The sequence below is a fragment of the Ruegeria sp. D3 genome (assembly GCF_056534465.1).
Map to the genome: position 1 here is coordinate 287520 of NZ_JBQFPK010000003.1, position 15781 is coordinate 303300.

General features: G+C 59.5%; 14 protein-coding genes. 6 read left to right on the plus strand and 8 right to left on the minus strand.

Annotated elements, in window-relative coordinates; translation table 11 throughout:
- The first annotated feature begins 182 nt into the window (after positions 1-182).
- Complete coding sequence (hemP, locus tag ACR0DX_RS06260) at positions 183-350, plus strand: hemin uptake protein HemP (RefSeq protein ID WP_170353381.1); 168 nt, start codon at positions 183-185, stop codon at positions 348-350.
- A complete protein-coding gene (locus ACR0DX_RS06265) occupies positions 347-808 on the plus strand; it encodes a hypothetical protein (protein WP_170353380.1) in 462 nt (153 codons plus the stop codon). Before hemP ends, ACR0DX_RS06265 begins: the two co-directional genes overlap by 4 nt.
- 52 nt (positions 809-860) lie before the next feature.
- Here the strand turns inward: ACR0DX_RS06265 and ACR0DX_RS06270 are convergent, their stop codons facing one another.
- The 7 genes from ACR0DX_RS06270 to ACR0DX_RS06300 form a co-directional block, all read right to left on the minus strand.
- Positions 861-3911, minus strand: coding sequence for an aminotransferase class III-fold pyridoxal phosphate-dependent enzyme (locus tag ACR0DX_RS06270; RefSeq protein ID WP_480845514.1), 3051 nt, complete (start codon positions 3909-3911; stop codon positions 861-863).
- A gap of 116 nt (positions 3912-4027) precedes the next feature.
- Positions 4028-4900 carry an NAD(P)-dependent oxidoreductase gene (locus tag ACR0DX_RS06275; RefSeq protein ID WP_170353379.1) on the minus strand — a complete coding sequence of 291 codons (873 nt, stop codon included), beginning with the start codon at positions 4898-4900 and terminating at the stop codon, positions 4028-4030.
- Positions 4901-4997: 97 nt separating this feature from the next.
- The gene (cueR, locus tag ACR0DX_RS06280) at positions 4998-5387 is read right to left on the minus strand and encodes a Cu(I)-responsive transcriptional regulator (RefSeq protein ID WP_170353378.1); all 390 of its coding nucleotides are present in this window, start codon (positions 5385-5387) and stop codon (positions 4998-5000) included.
- Positions 5384-7855 carry a heavy metal translocating P-type ATPase gene (locus ACR0DX_RS06285; RefSeq protein ID WP_170353377.1) on the minus strand — a complete coding sequence of 824 codons (2472 nt, stop codon included), beginning with the start codon at positions 7853-7855 and terminating at the stop codon, positions 5384-5386. The genes cueR and ACR0DX_RS06285 overlap by 4 nt, the downstream gene beginning before the upstream one ends.
- Positions 7856-7961: 106 nt before the next feature.
- A complete protein-coding gene (locus tag ACR0DX_RS06290; RefSeq protein ID WP_170353376.1) occupies positions 7962-8123 on the minus strand; it encodes a hypothetical protein in 162 nt (53 codons plus the stop codon).
- 45 nt (positions 8124-8168) lie between these two features.
- Positions 8169-8789 carry a pyridoxamine 5'-phosphate oxidase family protein gene (locus tag ACR0DX_RS06295; RefSeq protein ID WP_170353375.1) on the minus strand — a complete coding sequence of 207 codons (621 nt, stop codon included), beginning with the start codon at positions 8787-8789 and terminating at the stop codon, positions 8169-8171.
- 12 nt (positions 8790-8801) lie between these two features.
- On the minus strand, positions 8802-9266 hold the full coding sequence (locus ACR0DX_RS06300) for a nuclear transport factor 2 family protein (protein ID WP_170353374.1): 465 nt from the start codon (positions 9264-9266) through the stop codon (positions 8802-8804).
- A 300-nt stretch (positions 9267-9566) separates the two neighbouring features.
- Here ACR0DX_RS06300 and ACR0DX_RS06305 point away from each other — a divergent pair, with 300 nt between their 5' ends.
- Complete coding sequence (locus tag ACR0DX_RS06305) at positions 9567-10133, plus strand: TetR family transcriptional regulator (protein WP_170353373.1); 567 nt, start codon at positions 9567-9569, stop codon at positions 10131-10133.
- Between the two features lie 101 nt (positions 10134-10234).
- The gene (locus tag ACR0DX_RS06310; RefSeq protein WP_170353372.1) at positions 10235-11392 is read left to right on the plus strand and encodes an acyl-CoA dehydrogenase family protein; all 1158 of its coding nucleotides are present in this window, start codon (positions 10235-10237) and stop codon (positions 11390-11392) included.
- 98 nt (positions 11393-11490) lie between these two features.
- Here the strand turns inward: ACR0DX_RS06310 and ACR0DX_RS06315 are convergent, their stop codons facing one another.
- Positions 11491-12381 (minus strand): LysR substrate-binding domain-containing protein, encoded by an 891-nt coding sequence (locus tag ACR0DX_RS06315; RefSeq protein WP_170353371.1) that lies wholly within the window; start codon positions 12379-12381, stop codon positions 11491-11493.
- A gap of 164 nt (positions 12382-12545) precedes the next feature.
- On the opposite strand from ACR0DX_RS06315, the gene ACR0DX_RS06320 reads away from it, so the two are divergent.
- Together ACR0DX_RS06320 and ACR0DX_RS06325 are read left to right on the plus strand one after the other, a co-directional pair.
- Complete coding sequence (locus tag ACR0DX_RS06320; RefSeq protein WP_170353370.1) at positions 12546-14738, plus strand: alpha-ketoacid dehydrogenase subunit alpha/beta; 2193 nt, start codon at positions 12546-12548, stop codon at positions 14736-14738.
- Entirely contained in the window at positions 14735-15769 is a 1035-nt protein-coding gene (locus tag ACR0DX_RS06325; RefSeq protein ID WP_170353369.1) for an ACP S-malonyltransferase, read from the plus strand. The genes ACR0DX_RS06320 and ACR0DX_RS06325 overlap by 4 nt, the downstream gene beginning before the upstream one ends.
- The last annotated feature ends 12 nt before the right edge of the window (positions 15770-15781 follow it).

Here is a 15781-nt window from a genome sequence, read left to right on the forward strand (position 1 = left end):
GATCGCCAAAGCAGCGCAATTCCACGCGGATGAATGAGGTATGATATTGACGCTTGACATACCTGAGTAAAATTATCAGATTAAAGATCAAGACACCAAGCCAACCCGGATTCGGGTCAGCCAGCCACTGAAAACGCGAACAGAAATCGGCCTTTCGCCCGTGACCCTCTGGAGTTGACCTGATGAATGTGCAGAACCCGAACCCCACGCAATCCTACCCCGTATCCATGCTGCCGGCACATAGAGCCGAAGAACTGACGAAAGGCGGAAATCTGGCTCATATTGAGCTGGGTGATCAGCTTTACACCCTGCGCATCACCCGCGCTGGCAAACTGATCCTGACGAAATGAGCGCGCGTTTTGTTCGCGGCGGGGCTACCGTTGGCCGACTGACAGACCTTAGCCCTATTGAAGCCAGCGCGGTTCTGTACTTGCGGCAGTGGAGCGATGCAGCGTTGGCGCGCGCAGATGGTTTGGCGCAAGAATCCGATCAGGACAGCGTTGCGACGAGTGTTATGGATCGCTTGTGTTCACTCTGTGCTCATCATGGCAGACGACCGTTGATCCGCCACGGACTGGGGTGTTCCTGTCTGGGCGCGGATGAGAACTGTTTCGCGCAGATGATCGCCGCAGCCTCGGAAGGTGCGCGCGAAGACACAATGATGTTGGCGGCGCTTATCGTCCGTCCGGATTTCGCGCCCGCCCTTGCTGCCTTGTCCGAGGAATTGGCGCTGGCATTGCGTCGCATGTCAGTCGCGGCCCCGCTTCCTTCGACCGGCCACGTAACCCCCTCTGCCGTGTTGCATTAACAGCTTGGTCAGGCTCAGACCCCCGTCCCAGTTAGGCCGGGGGTTTGTTCATTCAGCAACACCCGCAACCGGCATGGTGGTGATCGCAGGCGGGGGCAGGGGCATAATCACCGACCTCGGTCAGCACATCACGCAGCGCCCACAGGATCATGTCGACATCATCCGCCTCGATCGTCAGGGGCGGGCGGATTTTCAGGATGTTGTCCTTTGGCCCTTCGCTGCCGATCAGAATGCGATGATCGCGCATCCGGTTCTTGACGTATTTGCAAATCTCGGTGCCCTCAGAGCCGCCCGGGTTGATCAACTCGACCCCCAGAAACAGACCCATGCCCCGCACGTCGCCAACGCAGCCGAAATCGGCCTCTATCCCGCGCAACCCGTCCATCAGCCGCGCGCCCATCACGCGGGCATTGTCCTGCAGCCCCTCGTCATCGACGATGTCCAGCACCTCTTTCCCGATCCGGCAAGACAAGGTTGATCCGCCGAAGGTCGAGAAGAACTCGATCCCATTGTCAAAGCTTTGGGCGATTTCTTTGGTGGTGACCAACACGCCCAGAGGGTGCCCGTTGCCGATGGGTTTGCCCATGACCAGGATATCAGGCAGGGCGCCCTGATGCTCAAAACCGAAATAATACTCACCCAGACGTCCCAGCCCAGTCTGCACCTCATCAGCGATACAGACTCCTCCTGCGGCGCGGATTTTTTCATAGACCGCAGGCAGATAGCCTTTGGGCGGGATAATCTGCCCGCCGACCGAGGGGAAGGTCTCGGCGATGAAACCGGCGATGCCGTGGCCCTTGTCCTGCAATGCGGCAATCGCCGGGTCCACAAGATCCGAGAATTTTGTAGCGCGGTCGGGATCATCGCGCTTGAATGATCCGCGATAGTCGTCAGCCACTTCAACCAGTTCGACCCAAGCCGCCTGACCCACGCCGCCGGGTTTATTGAACTTATAGGCCGAGATCGCGACTGCCGCATTCGTATTGCCGTGATAGCCGTGATCGGGCGTCACGAACCCCTTGGCCCCGGTATGGGCGCGGGCAAGCCGCAGGGCCAGCTCGTTCGCCTCGGTGCCGGAGTTGACGAAGAAACAAACCTCAAGGTGGTGGGGCAGTTTCGAGAGTACCTTATCGGCAAAAGCGGTCTGCGCCGGGTGCAGATAGCGCGTGTTCGAGTTCATGCGCCTCAGCTGATCCGCCGCCACCGCCTGAATGCGCGGATGCGCGTGGCCCACATGGGGGACGTTATTATAGGCGTCCAGATAGGGGCGACCCCATTCATCGAACAGGTGGTGTTTCCACCCGCGCACCAGCATGACCGGGTCGTCATAGGTCAGACTGAGGTTGCCGCCAAAATGGTCGTGCCGCCCCTGCAGGATCGCCTGCTTGTCGGTCGGTTGATAGAACACCTTGTCATCAGGTAGGTTCAGCAAGGCCGCCGGGTTGGGGCAAACCGCGTGCCACAGCTCCATCTCATCGGGGTCACCAACGCCGGGCCAGTCGTTCTGCATCCCGTCCGTGGTCATCGCCAGCTGGAAATGCACATGCGGGGCCCAGCCGCCGTTCTGTGTGGCGTCCCCCAATCGCGCGAACGCCGCGCCCTGCGCCACCGGATCACCGGGTTTCAGCCGATCGCACACCTCAGGGTCCAGATGACCATAGAGCGTATAGAACGCGTCCCCCTCGGGCGTTTCGTGATGCAGGATCACCACGCCGCCATAGTCCAGATGGGCGTCGCGGTTTTCCACCGCCTCAACCCGTCCGCTCATCGGCGCGTGCAACACGGTGCCCGCCTGGGCGAACACATCCACCGCCAAGTGCACCGTGCGACGGTCCGAGGCTTTCCACGGCCCCTTACGGAACCCCGGCTCGGCATAGATCAGGCGCGGCTCATTGTAATAGCCCAGCCACAGGCCCTCGCCATATTCCTCGCCCACGCAGGCGGCCTCGGCCAGTGGCATATGAAACGGGTTCTGCGGCCAGACACAGTTTTCCACCGACAGCGACCCCATCGGAAGATCAGCCAGATCTTGTCCAAACATCGGTGCGAACTGTCCGCGATGCGCGGCCAGATAGTCGAGGACGCGCTCGGCCCCATCTGTCACAGGCAGCCCGCAGGCCACGCGCAGCCGCGCCGCCATTAACCCGCCATTGACTGAAGCGTTCTCAAGAAACCGCCAGGCCGGGGCCTGGCTGATGGTCACATACGGATCATCCGGGTTGTCGACGGCCATCAGAGTCGAGTTCACCAACGACACCGCCAGCCGCATCCGCAACAGCGGCCAGATCAGATCAACCTCATCCGCGCGCAAGCGGTTCGCGGCGTGATAGCCCTGCACCAAGGCGGTCAGCGCGCGTTCGGGCTGAGGATGGTCCAACACGATATAAGCCCCGGCAATCGCCAGATCGCAGATGCGGGGTGCCGCGCACATATCCCCCAGATCAATCAAGCCCGAGACGCTCTGCCGCTGGCCCATCTCACCCTCGACCAGAACGTTATAGTCATTGGCGTCATTGTGGATGGCTTGTTTGGGCCATTCCGTCAAAGACGCCTTGATCGTATCAAACCCGGCACAAACCTCGGCCAGCAAAGCGCGCCGCGCCGGATCAGAGATCGCCTCAAGCTGATCCGCAACCCAACCCGCCTGCATCATGTCCCACTTGAAACCATCGCGTTGCAAACCGTCATGCGAGAACCCTTCCAGCGCACGGTCAGTCGCCCCCAACGCACGGCCCAGCTTCAAGATCAATGCCTCGGATTTCGGCGCGGCCTTGGCATAGCACTCGCCAGGCAGACGCTCCAGCAGCCAGACCAACCGGGGCTGTCCGTCCTGATCCGCAATCTCGGGCAGCAGACGGCCCGTCAGATCAGGGAAAACCTTGGGAAACGGCAGCCCCGGCGCCTCAGCCGCGATATGCTCCAGCGCCTTGACCTGCAAGTCGACGAATTCGGCCGCGCAGCCTGCGCGCATGACCTTCAACACATAATCCTGACCACTGTTGGCATGGACCATGAAATTCAGGTCATACTCGCCATCCAGTCGCGTCAGTTTGGCCTCCAGACCCCAATGCTGGCGCAATGCATCGGCCCAGAACTGCGTCATGTTTTCCATTCCCAAACCTGCCCCGTTTGCAAACGGGATCCTCTTCATCTGGCTAAAAATATCTTCGGGGGGAATCGCGCCCCGGCGCGATGGGGGGCAGACAGCCCCCTGACCCATTACCCCAAAGCGCGCAACCGCTTGATCAACGAGGACGTATCCCACCGCCCGCCGCCCAGCTTCTGCACATCCTTGTAGAACTGATCGACCAAAGCCGTCACCGGCAAAGATGCCCCTGTGTCATCCGCCGTATCCAGACAAATCCCCAGATCCTTGCGCATCCAGTCGACAGCAAAACCATGGTCGAAATGGTCGTCCAGCATCGTCTCGTAACGATTGGCCATCTGCCAGCTGCCGGCCGCCCCCTGGCTTATCACTTCAACGACCGAGCGCCCGTCCAGTCCTGCCTTTTCAGCGAAATGCAGCGCTTCGCTCAAACCCTGCACCAAACCGGCGATGGCGATTTGGTTGCACATCTTGGTCATCTGACCTGCGCCACTTTCGCCGATTCGGCGACAGATTTTGGAATACACCTGCATCACCGGTTCTGCTGCATCATAGGCCGCTTGATCCGCACCACACATGATCGACAGGACCCCATTCTCGGCCCCAGCCTGACCGCCCGAGATCGGAGCGTCCACAAACGCGATACCTGTGGCTTTGCCTGCGTCGTAGAGCTCACGCGTCGCCTTGGCGGATACGGTTGTGTGATCGACAAAAATCGCCCCCTCGGACATGCCGTGAAACGCGCCGTTCTCTCCGGTGCAGACCATGCGCAGGTCATCGTCATTGCCCACGCAAGCCATGACAAATTCCGCGCCCTCAGCGGCTTCGCGCGGCGTCGTCCCCATTGATCCACCATGTTGGGCCACCCAAGCCTGGGCCTTGGCTGTGGTGCGGTTGTAGACGGTGACATCGTGGCCTGCAGCCTGTAGGTGACCGGCCATCGGATAGCCCATTACACCCAAACCCAGAAACGCGACTTTTGCCATGTGGAGATCCTCTCTGCTGTCCGACAACCACCTAGCGCAGCAGTCCGGAATGTTCAGCAGAGACAAATCAAAGCTGCGAGGAAAGGGCAACCCTGTGCTAAGGGTTCCCACCCAAATCTTGAAGGATTGGACAGTCTGGACGGTCATCGCCTGCGCAGGCGTCCACCAGATGACCAAGCGTATCCCGCATCGCGTTCAGGTCGGCGATTTTGGCCTCGATCTGCGCCAGATGCGCGCGCGCGACTTTTTTCACATCAGCGCTGGCGCGGGTCTCGTCTTCGTACAAAGCCATCAGGGTCCGGCAATCTTCGATGGTGAATCCCAAGGCGCGGGCGCGGCCCAGAAAGTTCAGCTTGTGCACGTCCTGGCTGCGAAACACACGGTATCCGTTGTTGTCCCTCAGTGGTTTAACCAGCCCGATGTCTTCGTAGTAGCGGATCGTCTTGGCGGGCAGGCCCGTCCGGGCCGAAACATCTCCGATATTCATGAGGTCACCGTCTGAGGTTGGTGTTCTGCCTGCCGCTCGGGCAGCGTGGCCCGCACCCGTCGCATGCGCAGGGCGTTGGTCACGACAAAGACGCTGGACAAGGCCATCGCCCCTGCCGCCAAAGCTGGGGACAGCAACGGTCCGCCGAAGGGGAACAAAACACCCGCCGCGACCGGAATCAACACTGCGTTATACCCGAATGCCCAACCCAGGTTCTGGCGGATGTTGCGCATTGTCCGGCGGCTGATCTCGACCGCATTGGCGACGCCGCGCAGATCTCCGGACATCAGCACAACATCGGCCGTTTCGATCGCCACATCCGTGCCCGTGCCGATGGCAATTCCAGTATCAGCAGAGGCAAGCGCAGGCGCATCGTTGATACCGTCACCCACAAAGGCCAGCGCACCGAACCGGTCGCGCAGTGCGTTGATCGCCTTTAGTTTGCCGTCGGGCAGAACCTCGGCGGTGACATGATCTATGCCCAGCTTGTCGGCCAACGCTTGCGCTGTATGTGCGTTGTCTCCTGTGACCATGGCTAGAGTCAGGCCCATCGCGTGCAACCGGTCCAAAGCCTCGGCCGTCCCCGGCTTGATCGGATCGGAAACCGTCAGCAAAGCAGCAGCCCGACCGTCCACGGCAACGAACAAAGGCGTGGCCCCTGCGGCGGCGCGTTGATCTGCCTCGGGTGTCAGCTCAGACAGGTCCACGCTGCCCTGATCCATAAATCGAGGCGACCCGATCAACACCTCGCGCCCGTCAACTATGGCCCGCACGCCCAATCCGGTCAGAGACTCAAATTCGACCGGCTGCAGCAGATCCGCAGGTCCGGCGCGTGTGATCGCGGTGGCAATCGGGTGCTCGGACCGCGCTTCGACCGAAGCGGCCAGTCGCAGAACGTCATCTCGGTCGAATCCGTTGGCGGTGGTCACGCTTTCCAATTCGGGCCGACCCAGTGTCAGAGTGCCAGTCTTGTCCAACGCGACCACCTTTGCCTGCTGCAACTGTTGCAGCGCGTCGCCCTTGCGGAACAAAACACCCAACTCAGCCGCGCGCCCGGTGCCAACCATGATCGAGGTCGGCGTCGCCAGACCCATCGCGCAAGGGCATGCAATGATAAGGACCGAAACACCGGTGACCAGCGCCATTGGCAGCGCCGGCGCGGGCGCAAAGATCAGCCAGACCGCAATGGTCAGCAGCGCAATGACCAGCACGGTTGGAACGAACCAAGCAGTGATCTTATCGACCAACCCTTGAATTGGCAGCTTGGCCCCCTGCGCCTGTTCGACCATGCGAATGACCTGCGCCAGGACCGTGTCGGCCCCAACCCGCGTTGCACGGACGCGCAACGCGCCGGTGCCATTCACCGTGCCACCCACAACCGGGTCGTCTGGTGCTTTGCCGACCGGAATGGGTTCGCCACTGATCATGCTTTCGTCAATGTATGACGTACCCTCCAGCACCACGGCATCCACTGCTACGCGTTCACCGGGACGGATTTGCAGAATGTCACCCACCACGATCTGGGCAATGGGACGATCTACAGTGGCACCACCTTGTTCAACCCGAGCCGTCTTTGGTTGCAGGCCCACCAATTTGCGGATCGCAGCGCCGGTGCGGCCCTTGGCCCGCGCCTCCATCGCGCGCCCCAGAAGAATAAGGACAACGATGACCGAGGCGGCCTCGAAATACACATTCGCGCTGCCTTGCGGCAGGAGACCCGGTGCGAATGTGGCGACAATCGAATACAAGTAAGCCGCACCCGTGCCCATCGCGACCAGCGCATTCATATCCGGTGCGCGGCGTAACAGGGATGGCACACCCTTTGCGTAAAACACTCTTCCCGGTCCAGCCAGCAAAGCCGTGGTCAGCGCGAACTGAATCAAATAGCTGGTCTGCATCCCAATGGTCTGATGCACCCAGTGATGGAAGGCCGGGACCATGTGCCCACCCATTTCAAGGACAAAGACGGGCAGAGCCAGTACCGCAGCTATGAGGGTCGTGCGCGTCAGTGCTGTGGCTTCTTGCGCCTTATCCGTCGCGCCCTCATCCACCTGCGCGACATGCGCTGGATAACCCGCGTCAGCGCATAGCCTGGCAAATGCTAAGGGATCGCTGGCCCCCTCAACGTACTGAATTGTTGCGCCTTCGGTAGCGAGGTTGACTTGGGCGCTGATCACGGCCGAGTCGGCCTGTAAGATACGCTCGATCCGTTCCACGCACGAGGCGCAGCTCATCCCCTCGATTTTCAGCGATGCTGTGGCTGTTGCGGCGGGATATCCGGCGGCGTCAAGCGCATCGGTTAGCCGGGTGATCGGGCCGTCGTGGGTAACCTGCGCCACTTTGGTTGCGAAATTCACCGAAGCATCGGTCACACTATCCACGGCGCGCAGGGCCGTTTCGACACGTCCCACGCATGATGCGCATCCCATTCCGGTTATGTTCAGCCTGGTTTCGTGTACGGCTGTCATCCGACTCATCCCGTGTAGATTTTCGTTCCTTTAAATGGGGGTTCCAGTCACGGGAAGGTCAAGGGGTTGCGTGGGTTTTCAGCGCATAGCTGCCATGCGTTTGGGGTCAGGGATCTGAAAAAACCTCGAGCAAAAGCGAGTTGTATTGGGCGGGCGGCGCGCTGCGGACAGCTTCTGGAGACGCGAAAAACCCCAGCATCAGAATGGCCACACACATCAACATGCCAAAAAGGCAGAAACTGGCGAGGTTCAGTGTCGAACGCAGCATGATGGTAATCCCTGTTTCCAATCTGAAGGCGGATCGCAATTCGGTTCAGCCCAGTTTTGCCAGTTCCTGTTTTAATTTTTCGTTCTCGGCCAGAAGTTGCGCCAATTGCTGACCAAGCGTGTTCAGATGGGGGCGCAGCTCGGCCTCGGTAAAGCGAGGTGTGATATGGCGGGGGCAGTTCCAGTCCAGCCCCTCGACCCGGATGATCGCGGCGCGTTCCGCGGGCGTTTCCGCCCCGTCGGGATAGAGGCTGGCGGCGGCGGCTTCGCCTTCGGTAAACTCGACCCGACCCAGTATTTTCAACCGCCGTTGGTTGGCGTAATCCATCAGGATCATGGCAATCCGGTCGTTTCCGTCCAAATTTCCGCGAGAGATATACTGTTTGTTGCCCGAGAAATCGGCGTATCCGATGGTTGTCGGCCCAAGCACCCTTAGAAACCCGATTGGCCCGCCGCGATATTGCACATAGGGCCAACCGGTCTCGGACACAGTAGATTGGTAAAACCCGTCCCGCGCCTCGATAAACGCTTTTTCCGCAGGGCCGATCTGATGCCCCTGTTGTGGCCCGCCTTCTATGAATTTGGCATAGGTCTTGGCCGATCCCATTCTTTCCTGATGGGCGCGGACGGCGGGAGTAAAGGTCAGTTCAGAAAAGGCGCGGGGCATGGGTGATCCTTTCTAGAGACCCAGATCAGACAGGCCGGGGTGGTCTTCGGGTCTGGGGCCTTGGGGCCAGTGAAACAGACGATCTTCTTCGTTAATCGGCAGGTCATTCAGCGAGGCGTGGCGTTTGGCCATCCGGCCATCCTCGGCAAATTCCCAGTTCTCGTTGCCATAGGACCGGAACCACTGACCACTATCGTCATGCCATTCATAGGCATAGCGTACGGCAATTCGGTTTTCCGTAAATGCCCACAGTTCCTTTATCAGCCGGTAGTCGAGCTCTTTGTTCCATTTGCGGGTCAGGAAGGCGTGGATGTCTTCGTGGCCCGACAAGAATTCGGCGCGGTTCCGCCATTGGCTGTCCTCGGTATAGGCGGGTGTCACAAGATCGGGGTCGCGGCTGTTCCAGCCGTTTTCCGCCATACGGACTTTTTGTGTGGCGGTCTCAAGGGTGAAGGGTGGCAGAGGGGGTCGGCTCATATCTTGGTCTTTCAGGTCAGTGCGGCGGCAAGCAGCGCAAGGGTCAACAGGAAGGGGACATACTGAGGGGAAAATGGGCTGTTGCGGCGTTTCATCGTCTAGCTCCAAGGTTTACTGATCGGTACATCTTGAGATCAATGTGTACTGATCGGTAAACTTTTGCAAGTCTCAATTTGAGAAAATTTTTGAATGACCTCTAAAGAGCTATAATTTTAAGGCTTCAGGGGTTGAGTTCCCGGCAATCTTGTCGCGAAATGAAACCATGATTATGTACTGATCAGTACACTCAGGAGCCGAATCATGCGCCCGAACAAACGCGACAAGCTGGTCCGCAATGCTCTGCAGGTTTTTTACCGGGATGGCTTTCACGCCACCGGTATGGACAAACTGGTGGCAGAGACAGGTGTGTCGAAGACCTCGATGTACAAGCATTTCCGAACCAAAGAGGAATTGATCGTTGCCGCCTTGCGCTTGCGGGATGAGAATTTCCGCAACTGGTTCTATGGCCGGATCGACGCGCTTGCCGACACGCCCGCGCAAAAACTGCTGGCCAGTTTCGATGCCTTGGGAGAGTGGTTTGAAGAGGACGGCTATCGCGGATGCATGTTCATCAAAGCCGGGGCCGAATATCAGGACAAAGACCACCCCATCCATCTGGAAGCAGCCGAGCACAAACGTCTGCTGCTCGAATATTTCACTGATTTGGCCCGCGACGCAGGCGCCCGCGAGCCTAAAAAGCTGGGATGTCAGATTCTGCTGTTGAAAGAAGGCGCGATTGTCACTGCTGTTCTGCTTAAAAGCTGTGATCCTGCGCGCGACGCCAAGGAAGCAGCGCGGGTGTTATTGGCGAATGCGCTGCCCGTCTGAGGCGTTACGTTTAAAAGACGTTGCGTAGCAAAGCTCCTGGCGCATTGGATTGCCGGATCGCGGGGGTTACCTTCAAGGAAACTGACTTGAGGGGACACGAAATGTCTTTGTTTACGAATGCCGCCAATTGGGTAACCGAAGAGCATCGGATGTTCGCAGAGATGGCGGACCGTTTCATGCAGGATGAATTGGTCCCCAACGCCGAACGCTGGAACGATCAGGGGCAAGTTGATCGAGCGTTCTGGCACAAGGCTGGGGAAATGGGTCTTATGGCCGGGTCGATTTCTGAGGAACATGGCGGTGTCGGGGGCGGTCTTGGTTTCGATGCGGTTACGATGTACGCGCAGGCGTCGCACGGAGATTGTGGATGGGGTTACCCGATCCAATCGATTGTGACCCATTACATCACCGCTTATGGCAGCGAAGAGCAAAAGCAAAAATGGCTTCCCAAGCTGGCTTCGGGCGAAATGGTCGGCGCGTTGGCGATGACTGAGCCGGGAACTGGTTCCGATGTTCAAGGCATTCGGACAACTGCCGAGAAAGATGGCAATTCATACCGCATTAACGGCTCGAAAATCTTTATTACTAACGGTCAGTCGGCTGATCTTATCCTTGTCGCAGCAAAAACGGACAAATCGCTGGGCTCGAAAGGTGTTTCGTTGGTGGCGGTCGAGACCGGAGGCGCGGAGGGGTTCCGGAAGGGGCGCAACCTCAAGAAGTTGGGGATGAAGGGCAACGACACGGCCGAACTGTTCTTCGAGGACGTAAAGGTGCCGATGACCAACCTGATCGGCCCGGAAGAAGGGCAGGGCTTTTATCAAATGATGAAGCAGTTGCCGTGGGAGCGTATGACGATTGCGATCATCGCACTTGGCGCGATCGACTTCGCGATTGCCGAGACGGTGCGTTACACGCAAGAACGCAAAGCCTTCGGTCAGCGGGTTATGGATTTCCAGAACACACGATTCAAACTGGCCGAGTGCAAAACCAAGGCCGAGGTTCTGCGCAGCTTTGTGAATGACTGTATCGCTCGGCTTGAAGCTGGAACGCTGGACGCAGCGACGGCATCGATGGCCAAGTATTGGGGTTCCGAGGTGCAGAACGAAGTCATGCATGAATGCCTGCAGTTGTTCGGAGGCTATGGGTTTATGATGGAGTACCCTATCGCGCGCCTCTACGCCGATGCGCGTGTTCAAATGATCTATGGTGGCACCAATGAGATCATGAAGGAACTCATCGCACGTTCCTTGGACACATAAAGCCCGACGGGATACTCCCGCCCGTCGTCGACGTTTCTGAAGAAACTTCTCCTTTCGTTGGGCCGGGCAGTTTTGCTCGGTAAGTCTTGTGTATTGGTTCAGGCTAAAGAGATTTGATCCTGTAGCCATGTTCGAAACGATCGGAGCGGTTCAGATTCCGCTCGGGATTGGGGCCAGACAAGAAAAAAGTCGCCAAGGCTGACACTCGGGCCGTTCCATGCAAGCACCAGTTTGCCCGTTTTCAAGTCGTGTTCGATCAAATAAGTCGGCAGCAACGCGACCCCCAGCCCGTGGATTGTCGCCTGACCCATCGTCGAAAACTGGTCAAATAGCATGCCAGAAATACCGCTAACGGACCGGCCTTGTACAGCGAACCACCTTTCCCACGCATCTGGCCGTGTTTCCAAGTGCAACAAGGGTGCACTCAAAAGCCAGTCGGGGTTATCGTTCTGTGTCGGAAGCAGATCTGGCGCGCAGACCGGCAGAACATCTTCCCGCATGATCGGCAAGTAGTTCACACCGGCCCATGTCCGTCCGCCAAAGTGAATCGCGGCGTCGAAGTGTTCGTTTTCGAACTCAAACGGTCTAAGACGCGTGTTCAGGTTTACGGTGACTTCGGGGTGTTTGCGGGCGAAATCCTGAAGGCGGGGGGCCAGCCAGTGCATCCCGAACGCTGGCAGAATCGACAGATTGAGTGAGCCGCCGGTCGGGTTGGCCTTCAGCTTCAGAGACGCCTGAGCAAGCTGACTCAGGCTGGACCGGGCGACCTGAACATATTCTTTTGCCGCGGGCGTCAGGTTCAGTCGCATCTGGTTGCGTTGAATCAGATCGACGCCCAGTTGCTCTTCCATCGCCTTGAGTTGTCGACTGATCGCGCTTTGGGTCAACGACAGCTCTTCGGCTGCAGCCGAGGCGCTGCCTAGCCGGTCTACCGCTTCCAAAGCCAGAAGCGACGGGATTGAGGGTAGGAAACGACGGGGCGCGATCATATGATAAATCCTCATACCTTTGGGACGGAATATCACTGGCATTTGCGCTGCGCCAGCCCGATACACATCACAGGCATTTCCTTTGCTTAAGCTGCTGAATGCCTGCAAGAAGGGGGCGCTGTATTTCTGATGTTGCCGCCAGGTTGAACCAAAAGGACCCGCAAATGGATCGCGCTCAGATCGTTCATGAGAATTTCCTGACCCGTGTTGCGCAACGCGATTTCCCCCATGGTACGTCTCCTCAGTCGGGACTGACTGCGCCCGAAGCGGTATCTCTGTTTCGCTCGCAGGTGCTAAGCCGGGCGCTGGATCGCACCAGCCGCGCAATGCAGAAGGCGGGGCAGGGGTTCTATACCATCGGCTCATCCGGGCATGAGGGGATGGCGGCTGTGGCCCATGCGCTGCGCCCCACGGATATTGCGTTTCTGCACTATCGCGACGCCGCCTTTCAGATCGCGCGGGCCGAGCAGGTGCCGGGCCAGCAGATCGCCTGGGACATGCTGCTGAGTTTTGCCTGTTCTTCCGAAGACCCCACCTCGGGCGGACGGCACAAGGTGCTGGGGTCCAAGGCGCTGACCATCCCACCGCAAACCTCGACCATTGCCAGCCATCTGCCCAAGGCGGTGGGCGCGGCCTATTCCCTAGGCGCGGCCCGGCGGCATGACCTCGAGCATCGTGAACTGCCCGAGGATGGCATCGCCATGTGTTCTTTCGGAGATGCCTCGGCCAACCACTCGACCGCGCAGGGGGCGATCAATACGGCGGGCTGGACCAGCGTGCAATCAACGCCCCTGCCTTTGTTGTTTGTGTGTGAGGATAACGGGATTGGCATCTCGGTCAAAACACCCAAAGGCTGGATACAGGCTTCGATGGAGCATCGCCCGGGCATCACGTATTTTCAGGCTAGTGGGCTGGATATCTACGAGACCTATGCCGTCGCGCAAGAGGCCGCCGATTATGTGCGTACCCGCCGGAAACCTGCCTTCCTGCATCTGAAAACCGTGCGCCTTTACGGTCATGCGGGGGCTGACGTGCCCACCACCTATATGCCCAAATCCGAGGTCGAGGCAGATGAGGCCAACGATCCCTTGCTGCATTCCGTGCGCCTGCTGGATCAGGCCAGGGCACTGTCACCTGATCAGGCGCTGAAGATATACCAGGACACTTGCGCCCGTACCGATCGGATCGCTGCCGAGGCTGCCACGCGTCCTCATCTGGGCGGCGCTGCCGAGGTGATGGCCAGCCTGATCCCGCCCAAACGCGACTGCAAACCTACCAACGGACCCAGCGCCGAGGCGCGCGCAGATGCGTTTGGCGGGGATATGCGAGCAATGAATGACCCTCAGCCCATGAGCCGCCTGATCAACTGGGCGCTGACTGATCTGATGCTGGAACATGGCGAAATCGTCTGCATGGGCGAGGATGTGGGCCGCAAGGGGGGGGTCTACGGCGTCACGCAAAAGCTGCAACAGAGGTTCGGGCCGGACCGGGTAATCGACACGCTGCTGGACGAGCAGTCGATTTTAGGGTTGGCAATCGGCATGGGGCACAACGGATTTGTGCCGATCCCCGAAATCCAGTTCCTCGCTTATCTGCACAATGCCGAGGATCAGATCAGGGGCGAGGCCGCGACGCTGCCGTTTTTTTCGAACGGCCAATTCACCAACCCTATGGTCGTGCGGATTGCTGGCTTGGGCTATCAGAAAGGGTTTGGCGGGCATTTCCACAATGACAACTCGCTGGCCGTGCTGCGCGATATTCCCGGAGTGATCATCGCCTGCCCTTCAACCGGCGAGGACGCGGCGCAGATGCTGCGCGAATGCGTCCGTCTGGCGCGGGAAGAACAGCGCGTGGTGGTGTTTCTGGAGCCTATCGCGCTCTATCCCATGCGTGATCTGCATGAGGCGCAGGATGGGGGCTGGATGACGACTTACCCCGCGCCGGATCGACGGATCGCGCTGGGTGAGGTGGGGGTGCATGGCGACGGCACCGATCTGGCCATCGTGACCTATGGCAACGGGCATTACCTGTCGAAACAGGCGCTGCCTGAGTTGGAAGCGGCGGGGCTGAACGTGCGGATCATCGACCTGCGCTGGCTGGCCCCGTTGCCGATGGATGCCCTGCGCGCGGCCACCAAAACATGCGCGCATGTTTTGGTCGTCGACGAATGTCGTCGCACCGGCAGCCAGTCTGAGGCGTTGATGACTTTCTTCGTCGAAGAAAGTCCCGCCACCCCAATCGCCCGTGTTGTCGCCAAGGATAGTTTCATAGCAACCGGCCCCGCCTATGCAGCCCCTTTGCCGTCAAAAGACGGGATCGTTGCCGCCGCATTAAACCTAACCGGAGGCCGCGCATGACCCGTACCGCTGTTCTGATCTGCCCCGGTCGAGGCACCTATAACAAGCCCGAGCTGGGCTATCTGCACCGTCACCACGCGCAGCGGATGGACCTGTTTCACAGTTTCGATGCCCTGCGTGCCGAGGCGGGGCAGCAGGCTGTGACTGCGTTAGATGGGGCCGACCGGTTCACGGTCAGTACCTATTCGCGCGGGGATGTGGCTTCGGCTCTGATCTATGCGGCGTCTTTGGCGGATGCGCAGGCCGTGGCTGATGATATCGAGGTTGTTGCGGTCACGGGGAACTCGATGGGCTGGTACAGCGCGCTTGCTGCGGGCGGGGCGTTGTCGCCGCAGGACGGGTTTCGGGTGGTGAACACCATGGGCACGCTGATGCAAGATCACCTGATCGGCGGGCAACTGGTCTATCCATTCATCGGTGACGACTGGGTAAACGACCCTGCTCGGAAGGAGGAGTTGCTGGCCGAGGTCGCGCGGATCAATGCGCAGGACGGCCACACGCTTGGCCTGTCGATTGATTTGGGTGGGATGCTGGTTCTGGCCGGGGATGAGGCGGGGCTGACTGCGTTCGAGGCGTCTCAGCCCGCCCAGCAGGACCGGTTCCCGATGCGTCTGGCCAATCACGCCGCGTTTCACACGGCGCTGCAAGCCCCGGTCGCCGCCGAGGGCCGCGCGCGGTTGGGGGCCGACCTGTTTGGCCAGCCCGAGCGCCCTCTGATCGACGGACGCGGCAAAATCTGGTGGCCTGCAGCGACGGATACGCAAGCGTTGTGGAACTACACTTTAGGTCACCAAGTCACCGAACCTTATGACTTCACCCGCGCCATCCAAACCGCAGCGCGCGAATTTGCACCGGACCTGTTTATCGTTGCTGGACCTGGGGCAACCCTTGGGGGCGCAGTGGCACAGTCTCTGGTATTGGCGGATTGGCGCGGCTTGGCGGACAAACCCGCGTTTCAGGCGCGGCAGGACGCGCAACCCTTCCTGATTGCCATGGGCCGCGATGATCAACGCACACTTGCAACCGGCTGACACAGTCTTGAT

Bases quoted from the DNA above. Each gene is read 5' to 3' on its own strand.
- ACR0DX_RS06315 (WP_170353371.1), bottom strand. From the start codon at position 12,381: ATGATCGCGCCCCGTCGTTTCCTACCCTCAATCCCGTCGCTTCTGGCT.
- ACR0DX_RS06290 (WP_170353376.1), bottom strand. From the start codon at position 8,123: ATGCTGCGTTCGACACTGAACCTCGCCAGTTTCTGCCTTTTTGGCATG.
- ACR0DX_RS06270 (WP_480845514.1), bottom strand. From the start codon at position 3,911: ATGACGCAGTTCTGGGCCGATGCATTGCGCCAGCATTGGGGTCTGGAG.
- ACR0DX_RS06285 (WP_170353377.1), bottom strand. From the start codon at position 7,855: ATGACAGCCGTACACGAAACCAGGCTGAACATAACCGGAATGGGATGC.
- ACR0DX_RS06305 (WP_170353373.1), top strand. From the start codon at position 9,567: ATGCGCCCGAACAAACGCGACAAGCTGGTCCGCAATGCTCTGCAGGTT.
- cueR (WP_170353378.1), bottom strand. From the start codon at position 5,387: ATGAATATCGGAGATGTTTCGGCCCGGACGGGCCTGCCCGCCAAGACG.
- ACR0DX_RS06310 (WP_170353372.1), top strand. From the start codon at position 10,235: ATGTCTTTGTTTACGAATGCCGCCAATTGGGTAACCGAAGAGCATCGG.
- ACR0DX_RS06295 (WP_170353375.1), bottom strand. From the start codon at position 8,789: ATGCCCCGCGCCTTTTCTGAACTGACCTTTACTCCCGCCGTCCGCGCC.
- ACR0DX_RS06300 (WP_170353374.1), bottom strand. From the start codon at position 9,266: ATGAGCCGACCCCCTCTGCCACCCTTCACCCTTGAGACCGCCACACAA.
- hemP (WP_170353381.1), top strand. From the start codon at position 183: ATGAATGTGCAGAACCCGAACCCCACGCAATCCTACCCCGTATCCATG.
- ACR0DX_RS06320 (WP_170353370.1), top strand. From the start codon at position 12,546: ATGGATCGCGCTCAGATCGTTCATGAGAATTTCCTGACCCGTGTTGCG.
- ACR0DX_RS06275 (WP_170353379.1), bottom strand. From the start codon at position 4,900: ATGGCAAAAGTCGCGTTTCTGGGTTTGGGTGTAATGGGCTATCCGATG.
- ACR0DX_RS06325 (WP_170353369.1), top strand. From the start codon at position 14,735: ATGACCCGTACCGCTGTTCTGATCTGCCCCGGTCGAGGCACCTATAAC.
- ACR0DX_RS06265 (WP_170353380.1), top strand. From the start codon at position 347: ATGAGCGCGCGTTTTGTTCGCGGCGGGGCTACCGTTGGCCGACTGACA.